The sequence below is a fragment of the Pseudomonas sp. H3(2019) genome, from assembly GCF_007713465.1.
Lineage (GTDB): Bacteria > Pseudomonadota > Gammaproteobacteria > Pseudomonadales > Pseudomonadaceae > Aquipseudomonas.
The window spans coordinates 94892-120929 of sequence record NZ_VMSG01000003.1 but is presented as its reverse complement, the minus strand read 5'-3'; the positions used below and the strand labels follow the sequence as shown (position 1 = coordinate 120929).

28 protein-coding genes are annotated in these 26038 nt (G+C 59.5%); 27 read left to right on the top strand and 1 reads right to left on the bottom strand.

Features of this window, described 5'->3' with window-relative positions:
• From fliJ to flhB, 13 genes are all read left to right on the top strand, one after another.
• Positions 1-450, top strand: a complete 450-nt coding sequence (gene fliJ, locus FPT12_RS04695) for a flagellar export protein FliJ (RefSeq protein WP_145014865.1) — start codon at positions 1-3, stop codon at positions 448-450.
• Between the two features lie 109 nt (positions 451-559).
• Positions 560-865 carry an STAS domain-containing protein gene (locus tag FPT12_RS04690; RefSeq protein WP_145014864.1) on the top strand — a complete coding sequence of 102 codons (306 nt, stop codon included), beginning with the start codon at positions 560-562 and terminating at the stop codon, positions 863-865.
• A gap of 5 nt (positions 866-870) precedes the next feature.
• On the top strand, positions 871-2577 hold the full coding sequence (locus FPT12_RS04685) for a fused response regulator/phosphatase (protein ID WP_145014863.1): 1707 nt from the start codon (positions 871-873) through the stop codon (positions 2575-2577).
• 30 nt (positions 2578-2607) lie between these two features.
• Positions 2608-2952, top strand: coding sequence for an Hpt domain-containing protein (locus FPT12_RS04680; protein WP_145014862.1), 345 nt, complete (start codon positions 2608-2610; stop codon positions 2950-2952).
• Positions 2953-3057: 105 nt separating this feature from the next.
• On the top strand, positions 3058-4446 hold the full coding sequence (locus FPT12_RS04675; RefSeq protein ID WP_145014861.1) for a flagellar hook-length control protein FliK: 1389 nt from the start codon (positions 3058-3060) through the stop codon (positions 4444-4446).
• Positions 4447-4678: 232 nt separating this feature from the next.
• A complete protein-coding gene (fliL, locus tag FPT12_RS04670; protein ID WP_145014860.1) occupies positions 4679-5179 on the top strand; it encodes a flagellar basal body-associated protein FliL in 501 nt (166 codons plus the stop codon).
• 9 nt (positions 5180-5188) lie between these two features.
• On the top strand, positions 5189-6157 hold the full coding sequence (gene fliM, locus FPT12_RS04665) for a flagellar motor switch protein FliM (RefSeq protein WP_145014859.1): 969 nt from the start codon (positions 5189-5191) through the stop codon (positions 6155-6157).
• A gap of 69 nt (positions 6158-6226) precedes the next feature.
• Positions 6227-6688 (top strand): flagellar motor switch protein FliN, encoded by a 462-nt coding sequence (gene fliN, locus FPT12_RS04660; RefSeq protein ID WP_145014858.1) that lies wholly within the window; start codon positions 6227-6229, stop codon positions 6686-6688.
• The gene (gene fliO, locus FPT12_RS04655) at positions 6689-7114 is read left to right on the top strand and encodes a flagellar biosynthetic protein FliO (RefSeq protein WP_145014857.1); all 426 of its coding nucleotides are present in this window, start codon (positions 6689-6691) and stop codon (positions 7112-7114) included.
• A complete protein-coding gene (fliP, locus tag FPT12_RS04650) occupies positions 7114-7863 on the top strand; it encodes a flagellar type III secretion system pore protein FliP (RefSeq protein WP_071551272.1) in 750 nt (249 codons plus the stop codon). Before fliO ends, fliP begins: the two co-directional genes overlap by 1 nt.
• A 24-nt stretch (positions 7864-7887) precedes the next feature.
• Positions 7888-8157, top strand: a complete 270-nt coding sequence (gene fliQ, locus FPT12_RS04645) for a flagellar biosynthesis protein FliQ (protein WP_054596295.1) — start codon at positions 7888-7890, stop codon at positions 8155-8157.
• Positions 8158-8160: 3 nt separating this feature from the next.
• On the top strand, positions 8161-8943 hold the full coding sequence (gene fliR / locus FPT12_RS04640; RefSeq protein ID WP_145014856.1) for a flagellar biosynthetic protein FliR: 783 nt from the start codon (positions 8161-8163) through the stop codon (positions 8941-8943).
• A 3-nt stretch (positions 8944-8946) separates the two neighbouring features.
• Positions 8947-10086, top strand: coding sequence for a flagellar biosynthesis protein FlhB (gene flhB / locus FPT12_RS04635; protein WP_145014855.1), 1140 nt, complete (start codon positions 8947-8949; stop codon positions 10084-10086).
• Between the two features lie 471 nt (positions 10087-10557).
• On the opposite strand, the gene FPT12_RS04630 is transcribed toward flhB, so the two are convergent.
• The gene (locus FPT12_RS04630; RefSeq protein WP_145014854.1) at positions 10558-10854 is read right to left on the bottom strand and encodes a DUF3077 domain-containing protein; all 297 of its coding nucleotides are present in this window, start codon (positions 10852-10854) and stop codon (positions 10558-10560) included.
• 574 nt (positions 10855-11428) lie between these two features.
• On the opposite strand from FPT12_RS04630, the gene flhA reads away from it, so the two are divergent.
• From flhA to FPT12_RS04560, 14 genes are all read left to right on the top strand, one after another.
• Positions 11429-13558 (top strand): flagellar biosynthesis protein FlhA, encoded by a 2130-nt coding sequence (gene flhA / locus FPT12_RS04625; protein ID WP_145014853.1) that lies wholly within the window; start codon positions 11429-11431, stop codon positions 13556-13558.
• 11 nt (positions 13559-13569) lie between these two features.
• A complete protein-coding gene (gene flhF / locus FPT12_RS04620) occupies positions 13570-14901 on the top strand; it encodes a flagellar biosynthesis protein FlhF (protein WP_145014852.1) in 1332 nt (443 codons plus the stop codon).
• Between the two features lie 114 nt (positions 14902-15015).
• A complete protein-coding gene (gene fleN, locus FPT12_RS04615; RefSeq protein ID WP_019692370.1) occupies positions 15016-15846 on the top strand; it encodes a flagellar synthesis regulator FleN in 831 nt (276 codons plus the stop codon).
• Entirely contained in the window at positions 15843-16583 is a 741-nt protein-coding gene (fliA, locus tag FPT12_RS04610) for an RNA polymerase sigma factor FliA (protein WP_007894214.1), read from the top strand. Before fleN ends, fliA begins: the two co-directional genes overlap by 4 nt.
• A gap of 170 nt (positions 16584-16753) precedes the next feature.
• The gene (locus FPT12_RS04605; RefSeq protein ID WP_178098609.1) at positions 16754-17125 is read left to right on the top strand and encodes a chemotaxis response regulator CheY; all 372 of its coding nucleotides are present in this window, start codon (positions 16754-16756) and stop codon (positions 17123-17125) included.
• Positions 17126-17156: 31 nt separating this feature from the next.
• The gene (locus FPT12_RS04600) at positions 17157-17945 is read left to right on the top strand and encodes a protein phosphatase CheZ (protein WP_145014850.1); all 789 of its coding nucleotides are present in this window, start codon (positions 17157-17159) and stop codon (positions 17943-17945) included.
• Positions 17946-17983: 38 nt separating this feature from the next.
• On the top strand, positions 17984-20245 hold the full coding sequence (locus tag FPT12_RS04595; protein WP_145014849.1) for a chemotaxis protein CheA: 2262 nt from the start codon (positions 17984-17986) through the stop codon (positions 20243-20245).
• Positions 20246-20294: 49 nt separating this feature from the next.
• Complete coding sequence (locus tag FPT12_RS04590; RefSeq protein WP_145014848.1) at positions 20295-21428, top strand: chemotaxis response regulator protein-glutamate methylesterase; 1134 nt, start codon at positions 20295-20297, stop codon at positions 21426-21428.
• Positions 21428-22168 carry a flagellar motor protein gene (locus FPT12_RS04585; protein WP_054596304.1) on the top strand — a complete coding sequence of 247 codons (741 nt, stop codon included), beginning with the start codon at positions 21428-21430 and terminating at the stop codon, positions 22166-22168. Before FPT12_RS04590 ends, FPT12_RS04585 begins: the two co-directional genes overlap by 1 nt.
• A gap of 15 nt (positions 22169-22183) precedes the next feature.
• Complete coding sequence (motD, locus tag FPT12_RS04580; RefSeq protein WP_145014847.1) at positions 22184-23071, top strand: flagellar motor protein MotD; 888 nt, start codon at positions 22184-22186, stop codon at positions 23069-23071.
• Between the two features lie 50 nt (positions 23072-23121).
• On the top strand, positions 23122-23910 hold the full coding sequence (locus FPT12_RS04575; protein ID WP_145014846.1) for a ParA family protein: 789 nt from the start codon (positions 23122-23124) through the stop codon (positions 23908-23910).
• 33 nt (positions 23911-23943) lie between these two features.
• Positions 23944-24840, top strand: coding sequence for a CheW domain-containing protein (locus FPT12_RS04570; RefSeq protein ID WP_145014845.1), 897 nt, complete (start codon positions 23944-23946; stop codon positions 24838-24840).
• Positions 24841-24928: 88 nt separating this feature from the next.
• A complete protein-coding gene (locus FPT12_RS04565) occupies positions 24929-25414 on the top strand; it encodes a chemotaxis protein CheW (RefSeq protein WP_145014844.1) in 486 nt (161 codons plus the stop codon).
• Positions 25415-25807, top strand: a complete 393-nt coding sequence (locus FPT12_RS04560; protein WP_145014843.1) for a DUF2802 domain-containing protein — start codon at positions 25415-25417, stop codon at positions 25805-25807.
• Positions 25808-26038 lie beyond the last annotated feature (231 nt).

Genomic DNA, 26038 nt, shown 5'->3' with positions numbered 1-26038 from the left:
ATGGCCCAGAGTCGGTCGGCGCGCCTGGCGCCCGTGGTCGATATGGCTGAAAAGGCCGAAAAGACCGCTGCCCAGCGCCTGGGACACTTCCAGGGCCAGGTGCGATTGGCCGAAAGCAAGCTCGCCGACCTCGAAAACTTCCGCCTCGAGTACCAGGAACAATGGATCGTACGCGGCAGCAGTGGCGTCTCGGGGCAATGGTTGCTGGGGTATCAGGGCTTTCTCGCGCAACTGGGTACCGCGATCGATCAGCAGCGCCAAAGCCTGGCCTGGCACCAGAACAACCTGAACAAGGCGCGTGACACCTGGCAGCAGGCGTTTGCCCGGGTTGAAGGGCTGCGCAAACTGGTGCAGCGTTACATGGATGAAGCCCGTCAACTCGAAGACCGGCGCGAGCAGAGGCTGCTCGACGAGCTTTCCCAGCGTTTGCCGCGCCACGATCCGTATTGATCAGGGCTGGGCTCCGAAAAGAACTGCTCCATAAGGCTTTCCTGCCTTGCTCATGCCCCCTGCAAGTGCTACACCTTCTACACGTTGCCAATGACAGGGAAGCCGTAACATGTCAGTCGTTACAGAAGTATCCGCGGATGGGCAAAAACTCACGATTTCGGTCAAGGGGCGGTTTGATTTCGCCAAGCATCAGGAATTTCGAGAGTCCTACGAGAATCTTGAACCTAAACCCGAATCCATCGAGGTAGACCTGAAAGACGCCACCTACCTCGATAGTTCGGCGCTCGGCATGCTGTTGTTATTGCGTGATCACGCTGGCGGCGAGAATGCCGATATCACGTTGACCCACGCTAATTCAGATGTGCGCAAGATTCTCGCCATCTCCAACTTCGAACAAATTTTCGACGTGGCGTGAGCGCCATGCCACCACCGCCCGAACCGCTGACGGTACTGATCGCTGAAGACAGCGCGGCCGACCGCTTGCTGCTGTCGAGTATTGTCCGTCGTCAGGGGCATGAGGTGTTGGCTGCGGCCAACGGCGCCGAGGCGGTCGAGCTGTATCAGCAGCAGCGTCCGCAGCTGGTGTTGATGGACGCGATGATGCCGGTGATGGACGGTTTCGAAGCGGCGCGGCAAATCAAGCTGCTGGCTGGCGAAACGCTGGTGCCGATCATCTTCCTGACCTCGCTGACGGAAAGCGAGGCCTTGGCGCGTTGCCTGGAGGCGGGTGGTGACGACTTTCTGGCAAAACCCTATAACCAGGTGATCCTCAGCGCCAAGATCAAGGCGATGGATCGTTTGCGGCGCTTGCAGGCGACGGTCCTGGAGCAGCGCGATCTGATCGCCAGGCACCATGAGTACCTGCTCAATGAGCAGCGGGTGGCCAAGGCGGTGTTCGACAAGGTCGCTCACTCCGGTTGCCTGAGCGCCCCCAACATCCGTTATTCACAATCCCCCTACGCACTGTTCAACGGCGACCTGTTGCTGGCGGCATTCACCCCGACCGGTGATATGCATGTGCTGCTGGGGGATTTCACCGGTCATGGCCTGCCGGCGGCGGTCGGCGCCATGCCGCTGGCGGAAGTGTTTTATGGTATGACCGCCAAGGGTTACGGTCTGGCGGAAATGCTGTGCGAGATGAACGCCAAGCTCAAGCGTATCCTGCCGGTGGATATGTTCTGTTGCGCGACCCTGTTGTGCCTGAGTTTTCAGCGTCGTTCGGTGGAGGTCTGGAACGGCGGTATGCCGGATGGTTATCTGCATGATATCGCCAGCGGCAAGCGCACCACGTTGCTGGCGCGGCATCTACCCTTGGGCGTGTTGAGTGCGCAAGCTTTTGATGATCGCACCGAGGTGTTCCCGATGGCCCTCGGCGACCGGGTGTTCCTGTTGTCGGACGGCGTGATCGATACCTGTGATGACAACGAGCAGTTGTTTGGTGTCGAGCGGTTGGAGCAAGTATTCATCGACAATCGGGAGCCGGACCGGTTGTTCGAGGAGATTGAGCAGGCGCTGCGGGATTTCCGTGGTGAGGCGCGTGACGATGTCAGCATGCTGGAGGTTCGCCTGCTCGAGGCCTCGCAACTCACGCCTCCGGCCATGGTGTATTCCGACAGTAGTGTGTCTTGCCCACTGGATTGGTCGGTGAGTTTTGAGTTTCGTGCAGACTCGCTCAAACGCTTCAACCCGCTGCCTTATCTGATGCAATTGTTGCTTGAGGTGCATGGGTTGCGGGCGCAAAGCGGGGCGCTTTACAGTGTGCTGGCCGAGCTCTATTCCAATGCGCTGGAGCATGGTGTTCTGGGCCTGGATTCGAGTATCAAGCGCGATGCCTCCGGGTTTTCGCGGTATTACGAGCAGCGCAATGCGCGTCTGGAGGCGCTTGAGGATGGCTACCTGCGGGTGCATATGCAGCTGTCACCGCAAGGTGCGGGAGGCTGTCTGGTGGTGGAAGTCGAAGACAGTGGCGCGGGGTTCGACGTGCAACGGGTCATGGGTCGACCGGTCGACGATGGCCGTTTGTCGGGTCGTGGTGTGAGTCTGATTCGTCAGTTGAGCCACAACGCCAGTTGGTCGGACAATGGCCGGCGTGCCCGCGTGGAGTTTTCCTGGGAGGCTCAGGCATAATCCGCATATTCTTGATCAAGGAGCGAACAAGTGACTGACATTCATCTGGATCACGACGTACTGAGTGCGCTGCAAGAGGTGATGGAAGATGAGTACCCGACACTACTGGATACTTTTCTTCAGGACTCTGAAGAGCGTTTGACTCAACTGCGTAAATCCCAAGACCCTGATCAACTGCTCAGTACTGCCCACAGCTTCAAGGGCAGTAGCAGCAACATGGGTGCCCTGCGCCTGGCGGAGTTGTGCAGTCAGCTGGAGCTGCGAGCCAAGGAAAAACAGATATTTGGCATCGAAAAGCTGGTCGGCGAAATCGACGGCGAATTTGCCATCGTCCGACGCTTGTACCGTGAAGAGCGCCAGCGTTTTCATTGTTGAAAGCGCCCTCGTTGCAGGTTTTTCCAGCACCTGAGCAGACCTGGCTCGACCCTTGCAGCTTTGTTTCTCAACTGTACCTACGATCCCAGTGCAGCGGAGACCGTTATGCCCCTCGCCCCGAATTCGCTTCTTCAGGCCGCCTCGCAGGCCAAGACTCAGTCCGTGTCTGCCAGCGTGCCTGTCAATGCGCCGGCAGCGCCTGCGGAGCCCCGGGATAAGGCTGCAAGCTTTTCTCAGGTCTATGCCAAACAGGCGCAAGCTACCCCGGCGTCCAGTGCTGACGGGGCCGGTAAAAGCGTGCGCGACAAAGTGGCGGACAGCACCGGCAAAAAAGTGGCGCCTGACAACAAGTCTGCCGCGCCAGAGGCGAAAGTTGCCGATAGCGGCAAATCCTTGCCCGCCGACAAGCCGGCGGATACCAGCGACAAGGCCGCTAGCGACACAAGCGATTCTGCAGCGGCCAAGGATGCTCCGGTGGCTGATAGTGCTCCGCTCGACCCAACTCTCGATCCGGCATTGGCGCAGGCGGTGCAGTCGACGCCGGTGCCAGTGCCGGTACCCGATCCTCAAGCACCGCCAGTGGTCGCTCAGGATCAGGTTCAGACCCTGCCTCAGGTCGATGCGGCTCTTGCGGCGACGGTGGCGCCTGCGCCTGCTCAGCCTGCGGCCACGACGGATCCCTCGTTTGATCCTGCATCCGATCCTTTGGACGCGATGCCGGCCTTGCGTCTGGCACTGGAGCAAAGTGGTCACGTGTCGGCCTCCAGCCAGTCCCCGACCAAAGCGACACCGGATCAGGCCGATAGCGAGCCCACCCCGGCGCAGAACTTTGCCAATGGCATGGTGAGCATGCTTGACGTGCAAATCAGCAAGGACAGCACTAGCCAGGGAGGCGAGAAGTCCTTCAGCGGTTTGATCGACGACGGGCTCAAGGACCTGAAATCGGCGACCAGTGACACGCGCGTTGACGATTTTGCCAATCGCCTGGCAGCGCTGACCCAGGCCGCCACGCCCAAGACCGCGAATGCGTTGCCGGTGAATCAACCAATCGCCATGCATCAGAGCGGCTGGACCGAGGAAGTGGTCAATCGGGTCATGTACCTGTCGAGTGCCAACCTCAAGGCGGCCGATATCCAGCTTCAGCCGGCAGAATTGGGTCGCCTGGATATTCGGGTGAACATGGTTCCCGATCAGCAGACTCAAGTGACTTTCATGAGCGCTCACATAGGTGTGCGTGAGGCGTTGGACAGCCAGATGCATCGTCTGCGCGACATGTTTGCCCAGCAAGGCATGGGGCAAGTCGATGTCAACGTGTCCGACCAGTCCCGCGGCTGGCAAGGGCAGGGGCAGCAGGCTCAGCAAGGTCAAAACGGGCCCGCCAGTGGCAATGGTGGTCGCCTGGGCTCGGCGGATGACGAGCAGCCGGTGAGCGTGGCTGAAGCGGCCGCCACCACCAGCGTCATCGGCTCCAGCGCCGTCGACTACTACGCCTGATCAAATGCTCAACCCTGTGGGAGCGAGCTTGCTCGCGATAGCGGTGTAACAGTCCACAAAGATATCGACTGTTAAGGCCTCATCGCGAGCAAGCTCGCTCCCACATTGGTCTTGTGGTGTCTTGTAGATTGCCTCTAGTCCCTACCATTCCCCCTCCCGACACTTCTGGCATAACACTTGCTCTTGCCTTGCCGTGCACCTGTGAAAACTCGAATAGTGACGGATTATTGGCATGGCGAAGAGCGAAGCAGCAGTGAAAGACCCTGCCGGGAAAGGCAAACTCAAGCTTATTCTCGTGATTGTGCTGGCCGTGTTGCTGGCGATTGGTCTGTCCGTGGGGGCGACCTGGTACTTCATGCACAGCGCTCAGAGCAAGCCTGCACCTGCAGCCGAAGCCGCCAGTAATGCCAAGCCTGCGGCGATTTATGAACCCATGGCCCCGGCCTTCGTGGCCAACTACAACCAGAATGGCCGTCAACGCTACATGCAGGTGAGCATTACCCTGCAAGCGCGTAACCAGGCCGATCTGGATGCGCTGAAAGTGCATATGCCGGTGATTCGCAACAATCTGGTCATGCTCTTCTCCGGACAGAGTTTCGACACCCTGGCGACTCCGGTCGGTCAGGAGATGCTGCGCCAGAAAGCCACTGCCAGTGTGCAGGAAGTCGCGCAGAAAGAAGTCGGCAAAGTCGTTATCGACCAGTTGCTGTTCACCAATTTCGTACTGCAGTAGGAACACGACATGGCCGTGCAGGACCTGCTGTCCCAGGATGAGATCGATGCGCTGTTGCATGGCGTCGACGATGGTCTGGTACAGACCGACAACGCTGCTGAACCGGGCGGAGCCAAAAGCTACGACCTGACCAGCCAGGATCGCATCGTTCGCGGACGCATGCCGACCCTGGAAATGATCAACGAGCGTTTTGCCCGCTACACCCGCATCAGCATGTTCAACATGTTGCGTCGCTCGGCAGACGTTGCCGTCGGCGGTGTACAGGTGATGAAGTTCGGCGAGTACGTGCACTCACTGTATGTGCCGACCAGCCTCAACCTGGTCAAGATCAAGCCGTTGCGCGGCACTGGGCTGTTCATTCTGGATGCCAAGCTGGTATTCAAGCTCGTGGACAATTTTTTTGGCGGTGACGGTCGTCACGCCAAGATCGAAGGCCGTGAATTCACCCCGACCGAATTGCGCGTCGTGCGCATGGTGCTGGAACAGGCCTTCATCGATCTGAAGGAAGCCTGGCAGGCGATCATGGAAGTCAACTTCGAGTACATCAACTCGGAAGTGAACCCGGCCATGGCCAACATCGTCGGGCCGAGCGAAGCGGTGGTGGTCTCGACCTTCCACATCGAACTCGATGGCGGTGGCGGCGATCTGCACGTGACCATGCCGTACTCGATGATCGAGCCGGTCCGCGAAATGCTCGATGCCGGCTTCCAGTCGGACCTCGACGATCAGGACGAGCGCTGGGTCAATGCCTTGCGCCAGGACTTGCTGGACGTCGACGTACCGATCGGTGCCACGGTTGCCCGTCGCCAATTGCGCCTGCGGGACATCCTGCACATGCAGCCGGGCGATGTGATCCCGGTGGAACTACCGGAAGAAATGATCATGCGCGCCAACGGCGTGCCGGCCTTCAAGGTCAAGATGGGCTCCCACAAGGGCAACCTGGCGTTGCAAGTGATCGAGCCGATCGAGCGACGCTGATCTGCGTTCGCACACATTCGCTTTTAATTGACGGCTTCCAATTGATGGGTTGCCCGCTGAGGACAAATGATGGCTGACGAAATGAATACCCAGGACGACCAGGCGCTGGCCGATGAATGGGCGGCGGCGCTCGAAGAAACGGGTGATGCCGGGCAGGACGATATTGACGCCTTGCTGGCCGCCGATGCGGCGAGTTCGTCATCCTCCAATCGTCTGGCAATGGAAGAGTTCGGCAGCGTGCCGAAGAACAACGAGCCAGTGACCCTCGACGGTCCTAACCTGGACGTGATTCTGGACATCCCGGTGTCGATTTCCATGGAAGTCGGCAGCACCGATATCAACATTCGTAACCTGCTGCAGCTCAACCAAGGCTCGGTGATCGAACTTGACCGTCTGGCCGGCGAGCCGCTGGACGTGCTGGTCAATGGCACGCTCATCGCTCACGGCGAAGTGGTGGTGGTCAACGAGAAGTTCGGCATCCGCCTGACCGACGTGATCAGCCCAAGCGAACGCATCAAGAAGCTGCGCTGAGTGAAGGCGTTTCTCGGCGTATTGCTGGCCTTGCCGCTCAGTGCGTGGGCGGCGGAACCGGTAGCGGCGGTCGCGACCCCGGCGGTCGGCAGCGGCGTGGCCGGGCAGTTGACTCAGCTGGTGCTGGGTTTGCTGCTGGTGCTGGGCCTGATCTTCTTCCTCGCCTGGTTGTTGCGCCGTGTTCAGCAGGCGGGTCCTGCCGGCAAAGGGCAAGTGATCGAGCTGATCGGTTCGCGCGCCCTTGGGCCGCGTGATCGCCTGGTGCTGGTGCAAGTCGGTAACGAGCAGATTCTGCTTGGGCTGACCCCGGGCACCATTACCCCGTTGCATGTGCTCAAGGAGCCGGTGCAAGTGCCGAGCACCGAGCAGGCGACCCCCGAGTTTGCCCAGCGCCTGATGGAGCTGTTAGGTAAGGATAAGAAGTAATGCCGTTGCGCATCCTGTTGACCCTGGTCCTGATGCTGGCCGCGCCGCTGGCGTTCGCTGCTGACCCGCTGTCGATTCCGGCTATCACCCTGGGCACGAACGCCAATGGCGCTCAGGAATACTCGGTCAGCCTGCAAATCCTGCTGATCATGACCGCGCTGAGTTTCATTCCGGCGTTCGTCATGCTGATGACCAGCTTCACCCGGATCATCATCGTGTTCTCGATCCTGCGTCAGGCCCTGGGTTTGCAGCAGACGCCGTCGAACCAGATCCTCACCGGCATGGCGCTGTTTCTGACCATGTTCATCATGGCGCCAGTCTTTGATCGGGTGAATCAGGATGCCTTGCAGCCTTATCTGGCCGAGAAGCTGACGGCTCAGGATGCGGTGGCCAAGGCGCAAGTACCGATCAAGGACTTCATGTTGGCGCAGACCCGCAGCAGCGATCTCGAGCTGTTCATGCGCCTGTCCAAGCGCACCGACATCGCGACGCCGGATCAGGCGCCGCTGACCATTCTGGTGCCGGCCTTCGTGACCTCGGAGCTGAAGACCGCGTTCCAGATCGGCTTCATGATCTTCATTCCGTTCCTGATCATCGACCTGGTCGTTGCCAGTGTGCTGATGGCCATGGGCATGATGATGCTCTCGCCGCTGATCATTTCGCTGCCATTCAAGATCATGCTGTTTGTGCTGGTGGATGGCTGGGCGTTGATCATCGGTACGCTGGCGAGCAGTTTCGGCGGTGTTTAGGCATAAGTGGGCGGGTAGGGCGATATGACTCCTGAAGTTGCGGTAGACCTGTTCCGTGAAGCGCTTTGGCTGACCACCATGATGGTTGCCATATTGGTCGTTCCGAGTTTGCTGGTGGGGCTGCTGGTGGCGATGTTTCAGGCGGCCACGCAGATCAACGAACAGACCCTGAGCTTCCTCCCGCGTTTGCTGGTGATGCTGATCACACTGATCGTTGCCGGTCCGTGGCTGATACAAACCTTCATGGAATACATACTGCGCTTGTACACCAGTATTCCGCAGTTGATCGGCTAAACCATGTCATTGCTGGCGCTGACCGATGCGCAAATCAGTACCTGGGTGGCCAGCTTCATGCTGCCGCTATTTCGGGTTGGTGCGGTGCTAACAACCATGCCGGTCTTCGGCACGACCCTGGTGCCCAGGCGTATCCGGCTGTATTTCGCAGTGGCGATAACGGTGGTTATCGCGCCAGGCCTGCCGCCGATGCCGCAGGTCAATCCGCTGGACTTGAGCGGTCTGCTGCTGATTGCCGAACAAATCCTGATTGGCGCGCTGCTGGGGTTCTCCTTGCAGTTGTTCTTTCAGGCGTTCGTGGTGGCCGGGCAGATTATTTCGATTCAGATGGGCATGGGCTTCGCGTCCATGGTCGACCCCACCAACGGCGTGTCGGCGGCCGTCATCGGGCAGTTTTTGACGATGCTGGTGACGTTGCTGTTTCTGGGCATGAATGGCCATCTGGTGGTGTTTGAAGTTCTTACGGAAAGCTTCACGACCCTGCCAGTGGGCAGTGGCATGCTGGTCAATCATTTCTGGGAAATGGCCGGCAAGATGGGCTGGGTGCTGGGGGCGGCCATGCTGCTGGTATTGCCGGCAATCACCGCGCTTCTGGTGGTCAACATTGCCTTCGGGGTCATGACTCGTGCGGCGCCGCAGCTCAACATTTTCTCCATCGGTTTTCCGCTGACCCTGGTGCTGGGTCTGGTGATTTTCTGGGTCACCCTGGGGGATATTCTCAATCAGTATCAACCGTTGGCTACCGAGGCCTTGCAGTTGTTACGTGATATGGCACAGGCGCGCTGAGTCATGGCTGAAAGCGAGAGCGGTCAGGACAAAACAGAAGACCCCACGGACAAGCGCAAAAGGGACTCCCGTGAAAAGGGCGAGGTTGCCCGCTCCAAAGAGCTCAATACCCTGGTGGTGATGCTGGCCGGGGCGGGTGCGCTGCTGATCTACGGCGGCGGCCTGGCGCTGGATCTGCTGGAGATCATGCGTCTGAACTTCTCCTTGCCCCGCGAAGTGCTGCTCAGTCCGGGCGCCATGGGCCTGTATCTGTTGCACTCGGGCAAGATCGCGATTATTGCAGTACAGCCGGTGCTGCTCAGCTTGTTGCTGGCGGCGATCATTGGCCCTGTTTCCCTGGGTGGCTGGTTGTTTGCAGGCAGTAGCCTGGCGCCCAAGTTCAGTCGAATGAACCCGGCCAACGGCCTCAAGCGGATGTTTTCGTCCACGGCGTTGATCGAGCTGCTCAAGGCGCTGGCAAAATTTCTGATAGTTCTGTTTGTGGCGCTGGCGGTGCTGCGCTCGGATATCGACGACTTTTTGCGAATCGCTCATGAGCCGCTGGAGCTGGCGATTATTCACAGTGTGCAACTGGTGGGCTGGAGCACCTTGTGGATGGCTTGCGGGTTGATTCTGATCGCGGCAGTCGATGTGCCGGTTCAGCTTTACCAGAGTCACAAAAAACTGCTGATGACCAAGCAGGAAGTACGCGACGAGCACAAGGATCAGGAAGGTCGCCCCGAGGTCAAGCAGCGGATTCGCCAGTTGCAGCGCGAGATGTCCCAGCGGCGGATGATGGCGGCCATTCCTGAGGCCGATGTGGTCATTACCAACCCGACCCATTATGCGGTGGCGCTCAAGTACGATCCGGAGAAGGGTGGGGCGCCGATGCTGGTGGCCAAGGGCAGCGACTTCCTGGCGCTGAAGATCCGCGAAATCGCGGTGGCTAATGAGGTCTTGCTGCTTGAGTCGCCGGCTCTGGCGCGTTCGATTTACTATTCCACGGAGCTTGACCAGGAAATCCCTGGTGGGCTCTATCTGGCGGTTGCTCAGGTGCTGGCTTACGTTTATCAGATCCGCCAGTACCGTGCGGGCAAGGGTAAGCGTCCGGATCCGCTCAAGGATGATTTGCCGATTCCACCGGATCTGCGTCGTGATTCCTGACTGGCTTACGCTGATCAAAATTGTGGGAGCTGGCTTGCCTGCGATGGCGGCCTGATAGCCGACCAACCTCTTGCAGGTGTACATATCCATTCCTGCGGTAACGGCCACTTAGGGTTTCGCCCTTACGGCGAGTCCCTTTTTCAAGCGCCAAAAAGGAACCAAAAGGCTTCGCCCCAAGCGTACGGCGCCTCGCCTAGGCTCGGCGTTCCCTCGCTCCGGCATTCATCAGGGGGCATCGCCTACGGTCGGCTTCGCTTCGACCTCCTCTCGATGTGTTCGACTGCGTCGAACGGCGCTGCGCGCCTTCCCCCTGATGAACGCCTCCACTCGGCCTCCCGACGGGGCGGGTGGATCAAGATCAAGAGCTGCAGGCGAGCTAACGCTCGGCCTGTTGAGTGGGGTGGTGGTGGTGGTGGTGGTGGTGGTGATCGTTCCCGCGCAGGCGCGTGGGAGCGATCCGTGGTGGGTGAGTTAATACTCGGCTTTTTGATGGTTGTTCGATACGGCTATGACTTTCACCACGTCATCGATGACGGCTTTGCTCATCTCCTGCAAGTAGTGGGAGGCCCAGGCATAGCGGTCGGTTTTGCGCTCCATCGCTGCATCTTCGGCCAGCATCCTGGAGAGGTGGAGCAGGTCGGAGACGTGGGACAAGGCAGTGAGCAGAGGGACGCCACTGTTGACGCGGAACAGGGCTTGATCGTTGTGGATGGAGAAGGGGGTGAGGCCGGCGGTTTTCAGGTCTTGAGTGGAGATGGCTTTGTGCATGGCGTAGCTCCTTGATTACAGACTGGAGCTGTCCCATTCGTTTCCAGGCGAAGGGTGGCAGCTGTGAGCGGGCTGGAAAACCGAGGAGGAGACCAAAACTCGGCAGACCCGAAGGTCTCCCGCACACAGCCGCCGTAACAGAGAACTGCTGGAGAAAAAGCGCTCGGCAGTATGTCATGTGGCACATCGTTAAGTCTTACTCAATCGGGTTTCCAGGCCCGGTCGCTGATTGGGCAGCGACCACCGAAGACTAGCGATACCACTTCCGAGGGGCAACCTTGAAAGCCTGTCGGACAAATCCCTGTGTTTTCCAGATGTGTGGCTGAATTCTCAGGATGGGCGTTGAATATTCCGGCCTCTTCGCGAGCAGGCTCGCTCCCACAGGGAATTTGTGAGCAGCGCAGATCAACTGTGGGAGCGAGCCTGCTCGCGAAAACGTCTTCCCAAACGGCTCCGGGCCCTTTGCTGAACGCGCTGTTTCAAGCTCCCCGCAAAAGTTGGAAGGCTTCTTGCAATAGCCGGCCTGCGCCCGCTTCAGGCGTCAAAAGTTTGCTTCAAGGAACGGGGAATACCGGTGGATCGCTCTCAGTTAATCAACAGTGCCCGCAGCAACCTGGCAGACCTCAGTCGAGGCAATCTGGGTGTGCCGCTGTTGCTGTTGGTCATGCTGGCCATGATGATGTTGCCAGTCCCGCCGTTCCTGCTCGACGTGTTCTTTACCTTCAACATTGCGCTGTCGATCGTCGTGCTGCTGGTCTGTGTCTACGCCTTGCGGCCGCTGGATTTCGCGGTGTTTCCGACCATTCTGCTGGTCGCCACGTTGTTGCGACTGGCGTTGAACGTGGCCTCGACCCGGGTGGTGATGCTCCACGGTCAGGATGGCCATGCCGCCGCCGGCAGGGTGATTCAGGCCTTCGGCGAGGTGGTGATTGGCGGTAACTACGTGGTCGGTATCGTGGTCTTCGCGATTTTGATGATCATCAACTTCGTCGTGGTGACCAAAGGTGCCGGGCGGATTTCCGAGGTCAGTGCACGTTTCACCCTCGATGCGATGCCGGGCAAGCAGATGGCCATCGACGCCGACCTGAACGCCGGCCTGATCGACCAGCCCGCAGCCAAGCTGCGCCGTATGGAGGTGGCCCAAGAGGCCGAGTTCTACGGTTCGATGGACGGTGCCAGCAAGTTCGTGCGCGGTGACGCTATCGCCGGTCTGCTGATTCTGTTCATCAACCTGATTGGTGGCATGGCGGTCGGGATCTTCCAGCACGGCATGAGCTTCGGCGATGCCGGCAAGGTCTACGCATTGTTGACCATCGGTGACGGTTTGGTGGCGCAGTTGCCATCACTGCTGCTGTCCACCGCGGCGGCGATTATGGTGACCCGTGCTTCCGGTTCGGAAGACATGGGCAAGCAGATCAATCGGCAGATGTTCGCGTCCCCCAAGGCGCTGGCGGTGGCGGCCGGTTTGATGGCAGTCATGGGCCTGGTGCCAGGCATGCCGCACTTTTCCTTTCTCAGCATGGCCGCCGTCGCAGCGGGCGCCGCGTATCTGTTCTGGAAAAAGCAGAACATCGTCAAGGTTCAGGCTCTGGAAGAGGTCAAGCGCCAGCAGGACCTGCTGCCGTCGCCGGCACGGGCCATGGAAACCAAAGAGCTGGGCTGGGATGACGTGACCCCGATCGACATGATTGGTCTGGAAGTCGGTTACCGGCTGATTCCGCTGGTGGATCGCAACCAGGGCGGCCAGTTGCTGGCGCGGATCAAGGGCGTGCGCAAGAAGCTTTCCCAGGATCTGGGCTTCCTGATGCCGACCGTGCACATTCGCGACAACCTCGACCTGGCGCCAAGTGCCTACCGCCTGACCCTGATGGGGGTGATCCTCGCCGAGGCGGAGATTTACCCGGATCGTGAACTGGCGATCAACCCCGGGCAGGTCTACGGCACGCTCAATGGCATCACCGCCAAAGATCCGGCCTTTGGTCTGGAGGCGGTCTGGATCGAAATCAGTCAGCGTCCGCAGGCACAGTCCCTGGGGTACACCGTGGTCGATGCCAGTACGGTGGTGGCGACCCACCTCAACCAGATTCTGTACAAGCACTCCAGCGAGCTGATCGGCCACGAAGAAGTTCAGCAGCTCATGCAATTGCTGGCCAAAAGCTCGCCAAAACTGGCCGAGGAGCTGGTGCCGGGCGTCGTTTCGCTGTCGCAGCTGCTCAAAGTGCTGCAAGCCTTGTTGGCCGAACAGGTTCCGGTTCGCGACATTCGCAGCATTGCCGAAGCGATCGCGAACAATGCCTCCAAGAGTCAAGATACTGCCGCTCTGGTGGCCGCCGTCCGGGTTGGCGTATCGCGCGCTATCGTCCAAAGCATTGTAGGCACTGAGTCCGAGCTGCCTGTGATCACCTTGGAACCAAGGTTGGAACAAATATTGCTCAATAGTCTTCAGAAGGCAGGACAAGGCTCGGAAGAGGGCGTTCTGCTGGAGCCAAGCATGGCAGAGAAGCTGCAGCGTTCGTTGATCGACGCCGCGCAGCGTCAGGAAATGCAAGGTCAACCAGTGATTTTGCTGGTAGCAGGTCCGGTACGCGCGATGCTCTCGCGGTTCGGACGTTTGGCAGTGCCGGGGTTGCATGTGTTGGCGTATCAGGAAATCCCTGATAACAAGCAAGTGACCATCGTTGCGACAGTAGGGCCCAACGGCTGAGGTAGTGGTTTATGCAAGTTAAGCGTTTTTTCGCCGCCGATATGCGTCAGGCCATGAAGCTGGTTCGCGATGAGCTGGGCGCTGATGCGGCCATTATCGGTAATCGCCGGATCGCCGGTGGTGTCGAGCTGACGGCTGCCCTGGATTACAAGCTGTCGGCGCTGGCCCCGCGTGTGCCGAACATCGAACTCGAAGACGAGTTGCGCAAGACCCAGTCGCGGATCGTCACGGCTCAGGCTGAATTGAGCCTGCGTGGCGACGGCGAAGGTGATGCGAGCGCCAGCACCAATCGCCAGCTGTTCGCCGGTCTGCCGCTGACCGCTGCGGAACCGTTGATCGAGCCGACCTTTGCTGAGCGGCCGCGTCCTGCTCCAGCGTCTACACCGTCTGCCGGGGTTGACCCGCGGGCTTTCGACTCGATGCGTTTCGAACTCAATGGCCTGCGTGAATTACTCGAAGTGCAGTTGGGTTCGCTGGCCTGGAACCAGCTGCAAGGCAGTCGCCCGCAGCAAGCCAATCTGTGGCGTCGCCTGCAACGCATTGGCCTGTCCGGTCCGCTGTCGCGCGATCTGCTGGAACTGATTACTGAAATTGAAGAGCCCCGTCAGGCCTGGCGCATGCTGTTGGCGCACCTGGCGCGGATGATCGTGACGCCCGAGATCGAACCACTGGAAGAGGGTGGCGTGATCGCCATGGTCGGTCCTGCCGGCATGGGAAAAACCACGACACTGGCCAAGCTGGCCGCGCGTTACGTGCTCAAGTACGGCGCGCAGAACATCGCGCTGGTGAGCATGGACAGCTTTCGCATTGGTGCCCAGGAACAGCTCAAGACCCTGGGGCGTATCCTCAATGTCTCGGTGACTCACGTCGATCCGGGCCAGTCGCTGGCGCAAGCCCTTGATCCACTGTTGCGCAAGCGTGTGGTGTTGATCGATACCGCCGGCCTGCAGGCCAGTGATCCGGCGTTGCGCATGCAGCTGGAAAGCCTGGCCGGTCGCGGGATCAAGTCGAAGAATTATCTGGTGCTGGCCACTACCAGCCAGAAGCAGGTGCTGACTGCCGCTTATCACAGTTACAAGCGGTGCGGGCTGGCAGGCTGCATCCTGACTAAACTGGATGAAACAGCGAGTCTGGGCGAGGTGTTGAGCCTGGCAATCAGCCACGAATTACCTGTCGCTTATCTGACTGACGGGCCAAGGATCCCGGATGATCTACATTTACCGCGCCGGCATCAGTTGGTCAGTCGCGCCGTAAGCGTGCAGATGCAGGAAGAACCCAGCGAAGAAGCCATGGCTGATATGTTCGCTGACCTCTACCACAGCCCGGCCAAGCGCGTCGGCTGAGGTAATAATGAATAGATTTGTATCTACATCGATGGCCTGCCATGCATTGTTCCGAAGTGAGCGCGCAGCCAGTCATGTAGTCCGCGTCTAAGCAAGACAAGGTAAAGAACGAACATGGGCAGCATGCATCCCGTACAGGTGATCGCAGTGACCGGCGGCAAAGGTGGCGTCGGGAAGACTAATGTGTCAGTGAACTTGTCCCTGGCTCTTGCTGAGCTCGGCCGGCGCGTCATGCTGCTGGACGCCGATCTGGGACTGGCGAACGTCGATGTCCTGCTGGGGCTCACGCCCAAGCGTACGCTGGCCGACGTCATCGAAGGCCGCTGTGAACTGCGCGATGTATTGCTTCAGGGGCCGGGCGGAATTCGCATTGTTCCAGCAGCGTCCGGTACCCAGAGCATGGTTCACCTGAGCCCGGCCCAGCATGCTGGCCTGATTCAGGCATTCAGTGATATTGGCGATAACCTCGACGTATTGGTGATCGACACGGCGGCGGGTATTGGTGAGTCGGTCGTCAGTTTTGTTCGCGCCGCCCAGGAAGTGTTGCTGGTGGTTTGCGACGAGCCGACGTCGATCACTGACGCCTACGCGCTGATCAAGCTGCTCAACCGCGATTACGGCATGAACCGCTTCCGGGTGCTGGCCAACATGGCGCAAAGTCCTCAGGAAGGACGAAACCTGTTCGCCAAGTTGACCAAGGTCACGGATCGCTTCCTCGACGTCGCCTTACAATACGTCGGTGCGGTGCCTTACGACGAATGCGTGCGCAAGGCCGTGCAGAAACAACGCGCCGTGTATGAAGCGTTTCCTCGTTCCAAATGTGCGCTGGCGTTCAAGGCCATCGCGCAGAAGGTCGATACCTGGCCGCTGCCTGCCAACCCGCGTGGGCATCTGGAGTTTTTCGTCGAGCGCCTGGTGCAGCAAACTGCGGGTCCGGTTCTATGACAGCCAGCGGTTACAACCTGTACAAGAAGTCGGCGCGTGACGCGCAGTACGAACTGATCGAGCGTTACGCGCCACTGGTAAAACGTATTGCCTATCACCTGTTGGCGCGGTTGCCGGCCAGTGTTCAGGTCGAGGACCTGATCCAGGCCGGGATGATCGGTTTGCTTGAAGTGTCGACCAAATACGACGCGAGCAAAGGTGCGAGTTTCGAGACGTACGCGGGGATCCGTATCCGTGGCGCGATGCTCGATGAAGTCCGCAAGGGTGACTGGGCGCCACGCTCGGTACACCGCAATACCCGGATGGTGAGTGACGCGATTCGCTCAATTGAAGCTAAAACCGGGCGTGACGCTAAAGATCACGAGGTTGCGGCCGAACTCCAATTGAGTCTCGACGATTATTACGGGATTTTGAACGACACCTTGGGCAGTCGCCTGTTCAGCTTCGACGATCTGTTGCAGGACGGCGAGCATGAAGGGCTGCACGAGGATGGCGCGAGTGCTCATCTCGAACCGTCGCGCGACCTGGAAGATGAACGCTTCCAGGCTGCACTGGCGGATGCGATTGCCAATTTGCCGGAGCGTGAGCGACTGGTGTTGGCGCTGTACTACGACGAAGAGCTGAATCTCAAGGAAATCGGTGAGGTCCTGGGGGTCAGTGAATCGCGGGTCAGCCAGTTACACAGCCAGTGCGCGGCCCGTTTGCGGGGGCGTTTGGGGGAGTGGCGAGCGCGCTGACAGCAGTGTGGGGACACTGCGAACGAAACAGGCAAGGCGTAAAGCTCTGCCAGTCTTCATCCGTTGTGCTCCAGACAGTCGTCGAGTGCTCTGCCTGATTGATTGATTGAATGGCGTGTTCAGGTGCTGAACGCGTTTAAGACTGCTTGGAGGTCGAATTGGACAAGAACATGAAAATCCTCATCGTTGATGACTTCTCAACGATGCGGCGGATCATAAAAAACCTGTTGCGTGACCTTGGGTTCACCAACACGGTCGAGGCCGACGATGGCATCACTGCCATTCCCGTCCTCAACAGCGGCAGCATCGACTTTCTGGTCACGGACTGGAACATGCCTGGCATGACCGGTATCGATTTGCTGCGCCACGTGCGCGCCGATGAAAAGCTCAAGCACCTGCCAGTGTTGATGGTGACTGCCGAAGCCAAGCGCGAGCAGATCATCGAAGCCGCTCAAGCCGGTGTAAACGGCTATGTGGTCAAGCCCTTCACGGCTGGAGCGTTGAAAGAGAAGATCGAAAAAATATTCGAACGCATCGGTTGATGTACCGAGCCACTGCGCTACGGGGGGAGCTATGGAGCAAAGAGAATCTTCACAGGACGATTTCGAATCGACCCTGAAAAAACGCGCCCAGGAACTGGTCGAAAGCCTTGAAAAAGGCCGCTTCGGCGACGCTGTGCAACTGATCCATGAGCTCAATCAGACCCGTGACCACGGCCTGTACCAGGAAGTAGGCAAGCTCACTCGCGAACTGCATAGCGCGATCGTCAATTTTCAGATTGACCCGCACATGCCGCAAGCCGAGGAAGTCTCACAGATCACGGACGCCACCGAGCGCCTGTCCTATGTGGTCAGGCTGACCGAAGCGGCCGCGAACCGGACCATGGACCTGGTCGAGAACAGTACTCCGCTGGTCAATGGCCTGAGCACTGACGCCCAGGCCTTGAGCGCGGACTGGGGGCGTTTCATGCGCCGCGAAGTCGGTGCCGAAGAGTTCCGCGAACTGGCCCGGCGTGTCGACGGTTTCCTGACGCGTAGCGTCGAGCAGAGCCAGGTCGTCTCGGGCAACCTCAACGATATTCTGCTGGCTCAGGATTACCAGGACCTGACCGGTCAGGTGATCAAGCGCGTGACTCAATTGGTCACCGAAGTCGAAAGCAACCTGCTCAAGCTCGTGCTCATGGCCAGTCAGGTAGACCGCTTTGCGGGCATCGAACATGACCATGAAGCGATGCTGGCTGAAAAAGATCCGCAAAAACATCTCTCTCAGGGTGAAGGTCCGCAGATTCATGCCGATAAAAGAGAAGACGTTGTGTCCAGTCAGGACGATGTGGACGATTTGCTATCCAGTCTTGGATTTTAGGTTTTTTAGGTTTTTAGACCTTTAGGAGCACCCCCTTAATGAGCTTCGGCGCCGATGAAGAGATCCTTCAGGATTTCCTGGTTGAGGCCGGCGAGATTCTAGAGCAACTGTCCGAACAGCTGGTCGAGCTGGAAAGCCGACCCGATGATGCGGATTTGCTCAATGCAATTTTTCGCGGTTTTCACACTGTAAAAGGGGGCGCCGGCTTCCTCCAGCTCAACGAGCTGGTGGAGTGCTGTCACATCGCCGAGAACGTGTTCGACATCCTGCGCAAGGGTGAGCGTCGCGTCGACTCGGAACTGATGGACGTGGTTCTCGAAGCGCTGGACGCCGTGAACAGCATGTTCAGCGAAGTCCGCGAACGTGCACCGATCACTGCGGCTACACCGGAACTGCTGGCGGCTCTGGCCCGTTTGGCCGAACCTCAAACAGCCGACGAAGCACAACCGGTTGCTGAAGTGGTCGAAGCACCTGCCGCTGAAAGCGAATCGGGCGACATCACCGACAATGAATTCGAACTGCTGCTGGACTCGCTGAACGCGGTCAAGGCTGAGGCCGAAGCATCCGTTGCCCCGGCACCTGAAGCGGCTGCCGGCAGCGATGAAATCACCGATGCCGAATTCGAGTCGTTACTCGATCAACTGCACGGTAAAGGCCAGTTCGCCGCTGATGCAGTGGCGGTAGCACCTGCCGCACCGGCTGCCCCGAAAGCGGCAGGCGACAGCTCCGACATTACCGACGACGAATTCGAAGCACTGCTCGATCAGTTGCATGGCAAAGGCAACTTCGCCGTTGATGCTCTGGAATCGGCGATTGCTGCTGTTCCAGCGCCTGCGGCACCTGTGGCTGCGGCCGCTGGCAGCGATCTGATCTCCGATCACGAGTTCGAATCGCTGCTCGACGAATTGCATGGCAAAGGCAAGTTCACTGAAGTCGGCACAGGTTCTGCTGCTTCGGTGGCGGCGCCAGTTGCCAAGGCTGCAGCGCCAGCACCTGTGGCTAAAGCGCCCGAGTCAAAAGCCGAAGCGCCGAAGCCTGCTGCCGCTGCCGCTGCCGCTGCTGCTGCTGCTGCTGCACCGGCTCCAGCTCGTGCACCGGCTTCACCACCACCGGAAAAACCGGCCAGTGAAGCCGAGACCACCGTGCGTGTGGATACCGCGCGTCTCGACGAAATCATGAACATGGTCGGCGAACTGGTGCTGGTGCGTAACCGTCTGGTCCGTCTGGGCCTCAACAGCGGCGACGAAGCCATGTCCAAGGCCGTGTCGAACCTCGACGTGGTCACGGCCGACTTGCAGACCGCGGTGATGAAGACGCGGATGCAGCCGATCAAGAAAGTCTTCGGGCGCTTCCCGCGCCTGGTTCGCGACCTCGCGCGTCAGCTCAAGAAAGAGATCAACCTGGAGCTGGTCGGCGAAGAAACCGACCTCGACAAGAACCTCGTCGAGGCACTGGCCGACCCGTTGGTCCACTTGGTGCGTAACTCGGTCGACCACGGTATCGAAGAGCCGGCGGATCGTGAGGCGATGGGCAAGCCTCGCAGCGGCAAAGTGATTCTGTCCGCGGAACAGGAAGGCGATCACATCCTGCTGTCCATCTCTGATGACGGCAAGGGCATGGACGCTGATGTTTTGCGCAGTATCGCCGTGAAGAAAGGCTTGATGGACAAGGATGCGGCGGACCGTCTCAGCGAGTCCGACTGCTTCAACCTGATCTTCGCGCCGGGTTTCTCGACCAAAACCGAGATCTCCGACGTGTCCGGTCGTGGCGTGGGCATGGACGTGGTGAAAACCAAGATCGCCCAGCTCAACGGCACCATCAATATCTACTCGACCAAGGGCAAAGGCTCGAAGATCGTCATCAAGGTCCCGTTGACCCTGGCGATCATGCCAACGCTGATGGTCATGCTTGGCAACCAGGCCTTTGCTTTCCCGCTGGTCAACGTCAACGAGATATTCCATCTCGACCTGTCGCGCACCAACGTGGTCGACGGTCAGGAAGTGGTGATCGTGCGGGACAAGGCGCTGCCACTGTTCTACCTCAAACGCTGGCTGGTCAGCTCCGCCGCTCACGAAGAGCAGCGTGAAGGCCATGTGGTGATCCTTTCGGTGGGCACTCAGCGGATCGGCTTCGTCGTCGATCAGCTGGTGGGCCAGGAAGAAGTGGTCATCAAGCCATTGGGCAAAATGCTTCAGGGAACTCCGGGCATGTCCGGCGCCACCATTACCGGTGACGGCCGCATCGCCTTGATTCTCGATGTTCCGAGCATGCTCAAGCGTTACGCCGCACGGCGTATTTGATTCTGGCGGAGCGGGGCGACTGAGCCTCGCTCCGTCTAACGGAGTGTTTATGGCAGTCAAAGTCCTGGTGGTGGATGATTCTGGTTTTTTCCGCCGCCGCGTCTCGGAAATTCTTTCAGCGGATCCGAGTATCCAGGTTGTCGGTACGGCGACCAACGGTAAAGAGGCGATCGATCAGGCCCTGGCCCTCAAGCCAGACGTGATCACCATGGACTACGAGATGCCGATGATGGATGGCATCACGGCGGTGCGGCACATCATGCAGCGCTGTCCTACCCCGGTTTTGATGTTCTCCTCGCTGACGCACGAAGGCGCTCGGGTCACTCTCGATGCACTGGATGCCGGCGCGGTGGACTTCCTGCCGAAGAATTTCGAAGACATCTCGCGCAATCCCGAGAAGGTCAAGCAACTGCTGTGCGAAAAGGTCCACAGCATTTCGCGCAGTAACCGTCGTTTCAGCGCCTACAGCGCCCCGGCTCCAGCCGCCGCGCCAGCCCCGACACCGGCACCGGCACCTTCGAGTTTTGGCAGCAGTGCAGCTGCGCCCGCGCGTCCGGCCCCGACGCCGATTCCTGCGCGTGCGCCGGTTGCCAGCGCCTCGTCGCCGGCACCGAAACGCAAAGCCTACAAACTGGTTGCCATTGGTACGTCAACCGGCGGCCCGGTGGCGTTGCAGCGGGTGCTGACACAGCTGCCGGCAAACTTCCCGGCGCCGATCGTGCTGATCCAGCACATGCCGGCGGCCTTCACCAAGGCGTTCGCCGAGCGTTTGGACAAGCTCTGCCGGATCAGCGTCAAGGAAGCCGAGGATGGCGACATCCTGCGTCCGGGCCTGGCCTTGCTGGCGCCGGGTGGCAAGCAAATGATGATCGACGGCCGTGGCGCGGTGAAAATCCTCCCGGGCGACGAGCGTCTGAACTACAAACCGTGCGTGGACATCACCTTCGGTTCAGCGGCCAAGTCCTACGGCGACAAAGTTCTGGCGGTAGTCCTGACCGGCATGGGCGCCGACGGTCGCGAAGGCGCGCGTCTGCTCAAGCAAGGCGGCAGCGCGGTCTGGGCTCAGGATGAAGCCAGTTGCGTGATCTACGGCATGCCGATGGCGATCGTCAAAGCCGATCTGGCAGACGCGATTTACGGCCTTGACGATATCGGCAAGCACCTGGCCGAGGCGTGCATCTGATGGATGTTCTAAGCCTCATCGGGATCATCATGGCGTTCATCGCCATTATTGGTGGCAACTACCTGGAAGGCGGTCATCTCGGTGCCTTGGCCAACGGCCCGGCGGCGCTGATCGTGCTTGGCGGGACCATTGGCGCTGCGTTGTTGCAGTCGCCGATGAGTGCCTTCAAGCGCGCCATGCAGATTCTTCGCTGGATCCTGTTTCCGCCTCGCGTCGATCTCGCCGGTGGCATCGACCGTGTGGTCAACTGGAGCCTTACCGCGCGCAAGGAAGGTTTGCTCGGACTTGAAGGGGTGGCGGACAGCGAACCCGACAGCTACTCGCGCAAAGGCTTGCAACTGCTGGTCGACGGCGCCGAGCCCGAGTCGATTCGCAGTATCCTGGAAGTGGATTTCTACACCCAGGAAAGCCGTGACATCGAAGCCGCCAAAGTCTTTGAAAGCATGGGCGGCTACGCGCCGACCATCGGTATCATCGGTGCGGTCATGGGCCTGATTCATGTCATGGGCAACCTGGGTGATCCGTCGCAGCTGGGCAGCGGCATTGCCGTGGCCTTCGTCGCGACCATCTACGGCGTGGCCAGCGCCAACCTGGTGCTGTTGCCGATTGCCAGCAAGCTCAAGTCCATCGCGTTGCGCCAGTCGCGTTATCGCGAAATGTTGCTCGAAGGCATTCTGTCGATCGCCGAAGGTGAAAACCCTCGCTCCATCGAGTTGAAGCTTCAGGGCTTCATGGACTGATGGAGGTCATGGACTATGGCACGCCGCCGTCAGCACGATGAACACGTCAACCACGAACGCTGGCTGGTGTCCTACGCGGACTTCATCACACTGCTGTTCGCCTTTTTCGTGGTGATGTACTCCATCTCTTCGATCAACGAAGGCAAGTACAAGGAAATTTCCGAAGCGCTGGTCGGGGTCTTTACCAACTCTGACCGCGCCCTCAAGCCGATTCCCATCGGCGACGAACGTCCGAAGACGGTCACCCCGGCCAAACCGCTGGTCAAGGACAGCGAGCAGATCGACGCTGGCATCGCCCAGGCCAGCAAGGATCCGCTCAAGAGCATTGCCGATGACATCAGTGCGGCGTTTGGCGATTTGATCAGCTCCAATCAGATGACCGTGCGTGGCAATGAGTTGTGGGTCGAGATCGAACTCAACTCCAGCCTGTTGTTCGGCAGCGGCGATGCCATGCCCAGCGATATCGCGTTCAACATCATCGACAAGGTCGCGGCGATTCTGAAGCCGTTCGACAACCCGATTCACGTCGAAGGCTTCACCGACGATCAACCGATCCGCACGGCGCAGTACCCGACCAACTGGGAGCTGTCCTCGGCCCGCTCGGCGAGCATCGTGCGCATGCTTGCCATGCAAGGTGTCAACCCCGGGCGTCTGGCTTCGGTGGGGTATGGCGAATTCCAGCCGGTGGCCAATAACGCGACCGCCGAAGGGCGTGCACGGAACCGGCGAGTGGTGTTGGTGGTGTCGCGCAATCTCGATGTACGCCGCAGCCTGACCGGTACCGGAACCGCTAATGCAAAACCGGACGCCGCGTTGAAGCGTGCTGGCACACAAACTGCACCGACGATTGTCAAGTCGCCGGGACACGTGAGTGCCGTCAATTCTCCGTCACCTGGCTTATAACGTTGAGCTATTTCTCGGTTGTATTGATTCGACCGGGAGGAACAATCTGAATGAGAGTCTGGGCAGTCGCCAATCAAAAGGGTGGTGTCGGTAAAACCACTTCCTCCATCGCTTTAGCCGGTTTGCTGGCTGAGGCGGGCAAGCGCGTGGTTGTGGTCGATCTCGACCCGCACGGCTCCATGACCAGCTACTTCGGTTACGACCCCGACAGCCTGGAACACAGCAGCTACGACCTGTTTCTGCACAAGGGCAACGTGCCGCAAGGCTTGCCCGGGCAGCTGTTGCTGCCGACCAGCGACGAACGTATTTCCCTGTTGCCGTCGAGCACCGCGCTCGCGACCCTCGAGCGCCAGTCGCCGGGGCAGAGTGGCCTGGGCCTGGTGATCGCCAAGAGCCTGGCGCAGTTGTGGCAGGACTTCGATTACGCGTTGATCGACAGCCCACCGTTGCTCGGTGTACTGATGGTCAATGCCTTGGCGGCCAGCCAGCAGTTGGTGATCCCGGTGCAGACCGAGCACCTGGCGGTGAAAGGTCTGGAGCGCATGGTCAACACCTTGGCAATGATCAACCGTTCGCGTAAACAAGCGCTGCCGTTCAGCATCGTGCCGACCCTGTTCGACCGTCGCACCCAAGCCTCGCTGGGAACCTTGCGGGTGCTGCGCGACATGTACCCGGAAGAGATCTGGCAAGGCTACATCCCGGTCGATACCCGACTGCGTGATGCCAGTCGTGCCGGCCTGACACCTTCGCAGTTCGACGGCAAGAGCCGGGGAGTATTGGCTTATCGTGCGTTGCTCAAACACCTGCTGGCCCAGCAACTTGTTCCGCAGGTGGCTTGAGGTGAATCTTTTTTCTGCCAGGGTAGCGTTTCAATGAATCGGCCGGTGAAGATCACTTCGCGCCCGCAACTGGCGTTGCAGTCCTATCTGGATGCGTTGTTGCAAGACGCGACCGAGGACTGGCCGGCAGAAGTCGAGGTATTACCCGAGGCTGTAGAAGTCGTCGAGGTCGTCGAAGCCATTGAGGCGCAAGGCGCACTGGACGAGTTCCAGGTTGCGGTGCTCGAAGAACAGGCTCGGGATGCGCAAATACCAGTGGCTGCGCCTCCCGTTGTAGCACCGGTTGCCAAGGCGCCCGTTGTGGTGTCGGTACTGGAAGCGCCGGCACCGATTCTGGCGCCGGTCTCATCGGTCGTACCCTTGCTGCAAGCGCTGGTCGAGCCAGTAGTCGAAGTCCATCTGCCGCCGAGTAATACGCCACCGCCGGTGGTTGGCGATGACCGGCCGAGTTGGGCTGCTGAACCGTTCGAATGCCTGTTGTTCGACGTCGCCGGTTTGACCCTGGCCGTGCCGCTGGTGTGCCTGGGTTCGATTTACCCGTTGGCCGGTCATGAGCTGACGCCATTGTTCGGTCAGCCGGAATGGTTCCTCGGGATTCTGCCAAGCCAGGCCGGCAACCTGAAGGTGCTGGATACCGCGCGCTGGGTCATGCCCGATCGTTATCGCGATGACTTCCGCCAGGGTCTGCAATACGTGATCTCGGTTCAGGGCTATGAGTGGGGGCTGGCGGTGCATCAGGTCAGCCGCTCGTTGCGCCTGGACCCGAACGAAATCAAATGGAGAAGTCACCGAGGTCAGCGGCCATGGCTCGCCGGCACGGTGATTGAGCACATGTGTGCATTGCTCGACGTGTCCGCCCTGGCCGATTTGATCGCCAGCGGTGGGGCCAAGCACATGGGCGGCAGCAAGCCGCTACACAAATCGACATAACAGCCGACATAACAAGTAGGCGACGGCATTGTTGAATGCCGCCACACAGAACACACACCGCCAGAAGCGGTTTTTCGAGGGGTCAGGTATGAGTAATCACGCGACGAATGCAAAGGGTTCCGAAGATCCGATCCTGCAATGGGTAACCTTCAAGCTGGACAATGAAACCTACGGCATCAACGTGATGCGCGTTCAGGAAGTCCTGCGCTACACCGAAATCGCTCCGGTTCCGGGTGCGCCAAGCTACGTGCTGGGCATCATCAACCTGCGCGGCAATGTGGTGACCGTGATCGACACCCGCCAGCGCTTCGGCCTGGGCACCGTCGAAGTCAGCGACAACACCCGTATCGTGATTATCGAAGCCGACAAGCAAGTGGTCGGGATCATGGTCGACAGCGTGGCCGAAGTGGTTTACCTGCGTCAGTCCGAGATCGAAACCGCGCCTAACGTCGGTAACGAAGAATCGGCCAAGTTCATCCAGGGCGTGTGCAACAAGAACAACGAACTGCTGATCCTGGTCGAGCTGGACAAGATGATGAGCGAAGAAGAGTGGTCGGAACTGGAGAGTATCTGATTGATTCTCGAGGTTGCTGTCATTGTACTCGGGCTCCTGTGGGTAGGGACCCTGGCGATGTTCCTGGCTTACACGCGCAAACAGCGAGAGCTGGCGGCGCTGCAAGCCCAGGGCGATGCGTTGCGAGATCAGCGCATCAAGGACCTGGCCAAGCGTGTCGACGACTACCAGAGCGGTAACGTGCGCATGGGTGAAGACCTGCATGAACTGCGTGCGGTGGTCGGCCCCTTGCCGGACAAGCTGGCCCAGCTTGAGCAGCGCGACCCGTCGAGCCTGTCATTCGCCCAGGCAGCCCGCCTGGTGGGGATGGGCGCCAGCGTCGACGAATTGACCCAGTCCTGCGGCCTGACCCAGGCCGAGGCCGAGTTGATGAGCAAGTTGCACAAAAACTGAGAAAATCAAAAGATCGCAGCCTGCGGCAGCTCCTACAGATGATGCGTTCGTCGTAGACGCTGCCGCAGGCTGCGATCTTTTTTTGCTGGTAATCCTCCCCTCAATCGGTCACGTCCTTCTCAACCCTCGGCGCATTCGGATCCTGACTCCGCCGGGAGTTTGCCCTTCAGGTTCTGCGTCCTCAGAGCGGGATTACGTTGCCGCAGTCCCCTTCCTATAGTTTTCGCGGAT

Excerpts from the sequence above, each read along its gene's own strand:
- fliJ (WP_145014865.1), top strand. The coding sequence starts at position 1 with ATGGCCCAGAGTCGGTCGGCGCGCCTGGCGCCCGTGGTCGATATGGCT.
- FPT12_RS04690 (WP_145014864.1), top strand. The coding sequence starts at position 560 with ATGTCAGTCGTTACAGAAGTATCCGCGGATGGGCAAAAACTCACGATT.
- FPT12_RS04685 (WP_145014863.1), top strand. The coding sequence starts at position 871 with ATGCCACCACCGCCCGAACCGCTGACGGTACTGATCGCTGAAGACAGC.
- FPT12_RS04675 (WP_145014861.1), top strand. The coding sequence starts at position 3,058 with ATGCCCCTCGCCCCGAATTCGCTTCTTCAGGCCGCCTCGCAGGCCAAG.
- fliL (WP_145014860.1), top strand. The coding sequence starts at position 4,679 with ATGGCGAAGAGCGAAGCAGCAGTGAAAGACCCTGCCGGGAAAGGCAAA.
- fliM (WP_145014859.1), top strand. The coding sequence starts at position 5,189 with ATGGCCGTGCAGGACCTGCTGTCCCAGGATGAGATCGATGCGCTGTTG.
- fliN (WP_145014858.1), top strand. The coding sequence starts at position 6,227 with ATGGCTGACGAAATGAATACCCAGGACGACCAGGCGCTGGCCGATGAA.
- fliP (WP_071551272.1), top strand. The coding sequence starts at position 7,114 with ATGCCGTTGCGCATCCTGTTGACCCTGGTCCTGATGCTGGCCGCGCCG.
- fliQ (WP_054596295.1), top strand. The coding sequence starts at position 7,888 with ATGACTCCTGAAGTTGCGGTAGACCTGTTCCGTGAAGCGCTTTGGCTG.
- fliR (WP_145014856.1), top strand. The coding sequence starts at position 8,161 with ATGTCATTGCTGGCGCTGACCGATGCGCAAATCAGTACCTGGGTGGCC.
- flhB (WP_145014855.1), top strand. The coding sequence starts at position 8,947 with ATGGCTGAAAGCGAGAGCGGTCAGGACAAAACAGAAGACCCCACGGAC.
- FPT12_RS04630 (WP_145014854.1), bottom strand. The coding sequence starts at position 10,854 with ATGCACAAAGCCATCTCCACTCAAGACCTGAAAACCGCCGGCCTCACC.
- flhF (WP_145014852.1), top strand. The coding sequence starts at position 13,570 with ATGCAAGTTAAGCGTTTTTTCGCCGCCGATATGCGTCAGGCCATGAAG.
- fleN (WP_019692370.1), top strand. The coding sequence starts at position 15,016 with ATGGGCAGCATGCATCCCGTACAGGTGATCGCAGTGACCGGCGGCAAA.
- fliA (WP_007894214.1), top strand. The coding sequence starts at position 15,843 with ATGACAGCCAGCGGTTACAACCTGTACAAGAAGTCGGCGCGTGACGCG.
- FPT12_RS04605 (WP_178098609.1), top strand. The coding sequence starts at position 16,754 with ATGAAAATCCTCATCGTTGATGACTTCTCAACGATGCGGCGGATCATA.
- FPT12_RS04600 (WP_145014850.1), top strand. The coding sequence starts at position 17,157 with ATGGAGCAAAGAGAATCTTCACAGGACGATTTCGAATCGACCCTGAAA.
- FPT12_RS04595 (WP_145014849.1), top strand. The coding sequence starts at position 17,984 with ATGAGCTTCGGCGCCGATGAAGAGATCCTTCAGGATTTCCTGGTTGAG.
- FPT12_RS04590 (WP_145014848.1), top strand. The coding sequence starts at position 20,295 with ATGGCAGTCAAAGTCCTGGTGGTGGATGATTCTGGTTTTTTCCGCCGC.
- FPT12_RS04585 (WP_054596304.1), top strand. The coding sequence starts at position 21,428 with ATGGATGTTCTAAGCCTCATCGGGATCATCATGGCGTTCATCGCCATT.
- motD (WP_145014847.1), top strand. The coding sequence starts at position 22,184 with ATGGCACGCCGCCGTCAGCACGATGAACACGTCAACCACGAACGCTGG.
- FPT12_RS04575 (WP_145014846.1), top strand. The coding sequence starts at position 23,122 with ATGAGAGTCTGGGCAGTCGCCAATCAAAAGGGTGGTGTCGGTAAAACC.
- FPT12_RS04570 (WP_145014845.1), top strand. The coding sequence starts at position 23,944 with ATGAATCGGCCGGTGAAGATCACTTCGCGCCCGCAACTGGCGTTGCAG.
- FPT12_RS04565 (WP_145014844.1), top strand. The coding sequence starts at position 24,929 with ATGAGTAATCACGCGACGAATGCAAAGGGTTCCGAAGATCCGATCCTG.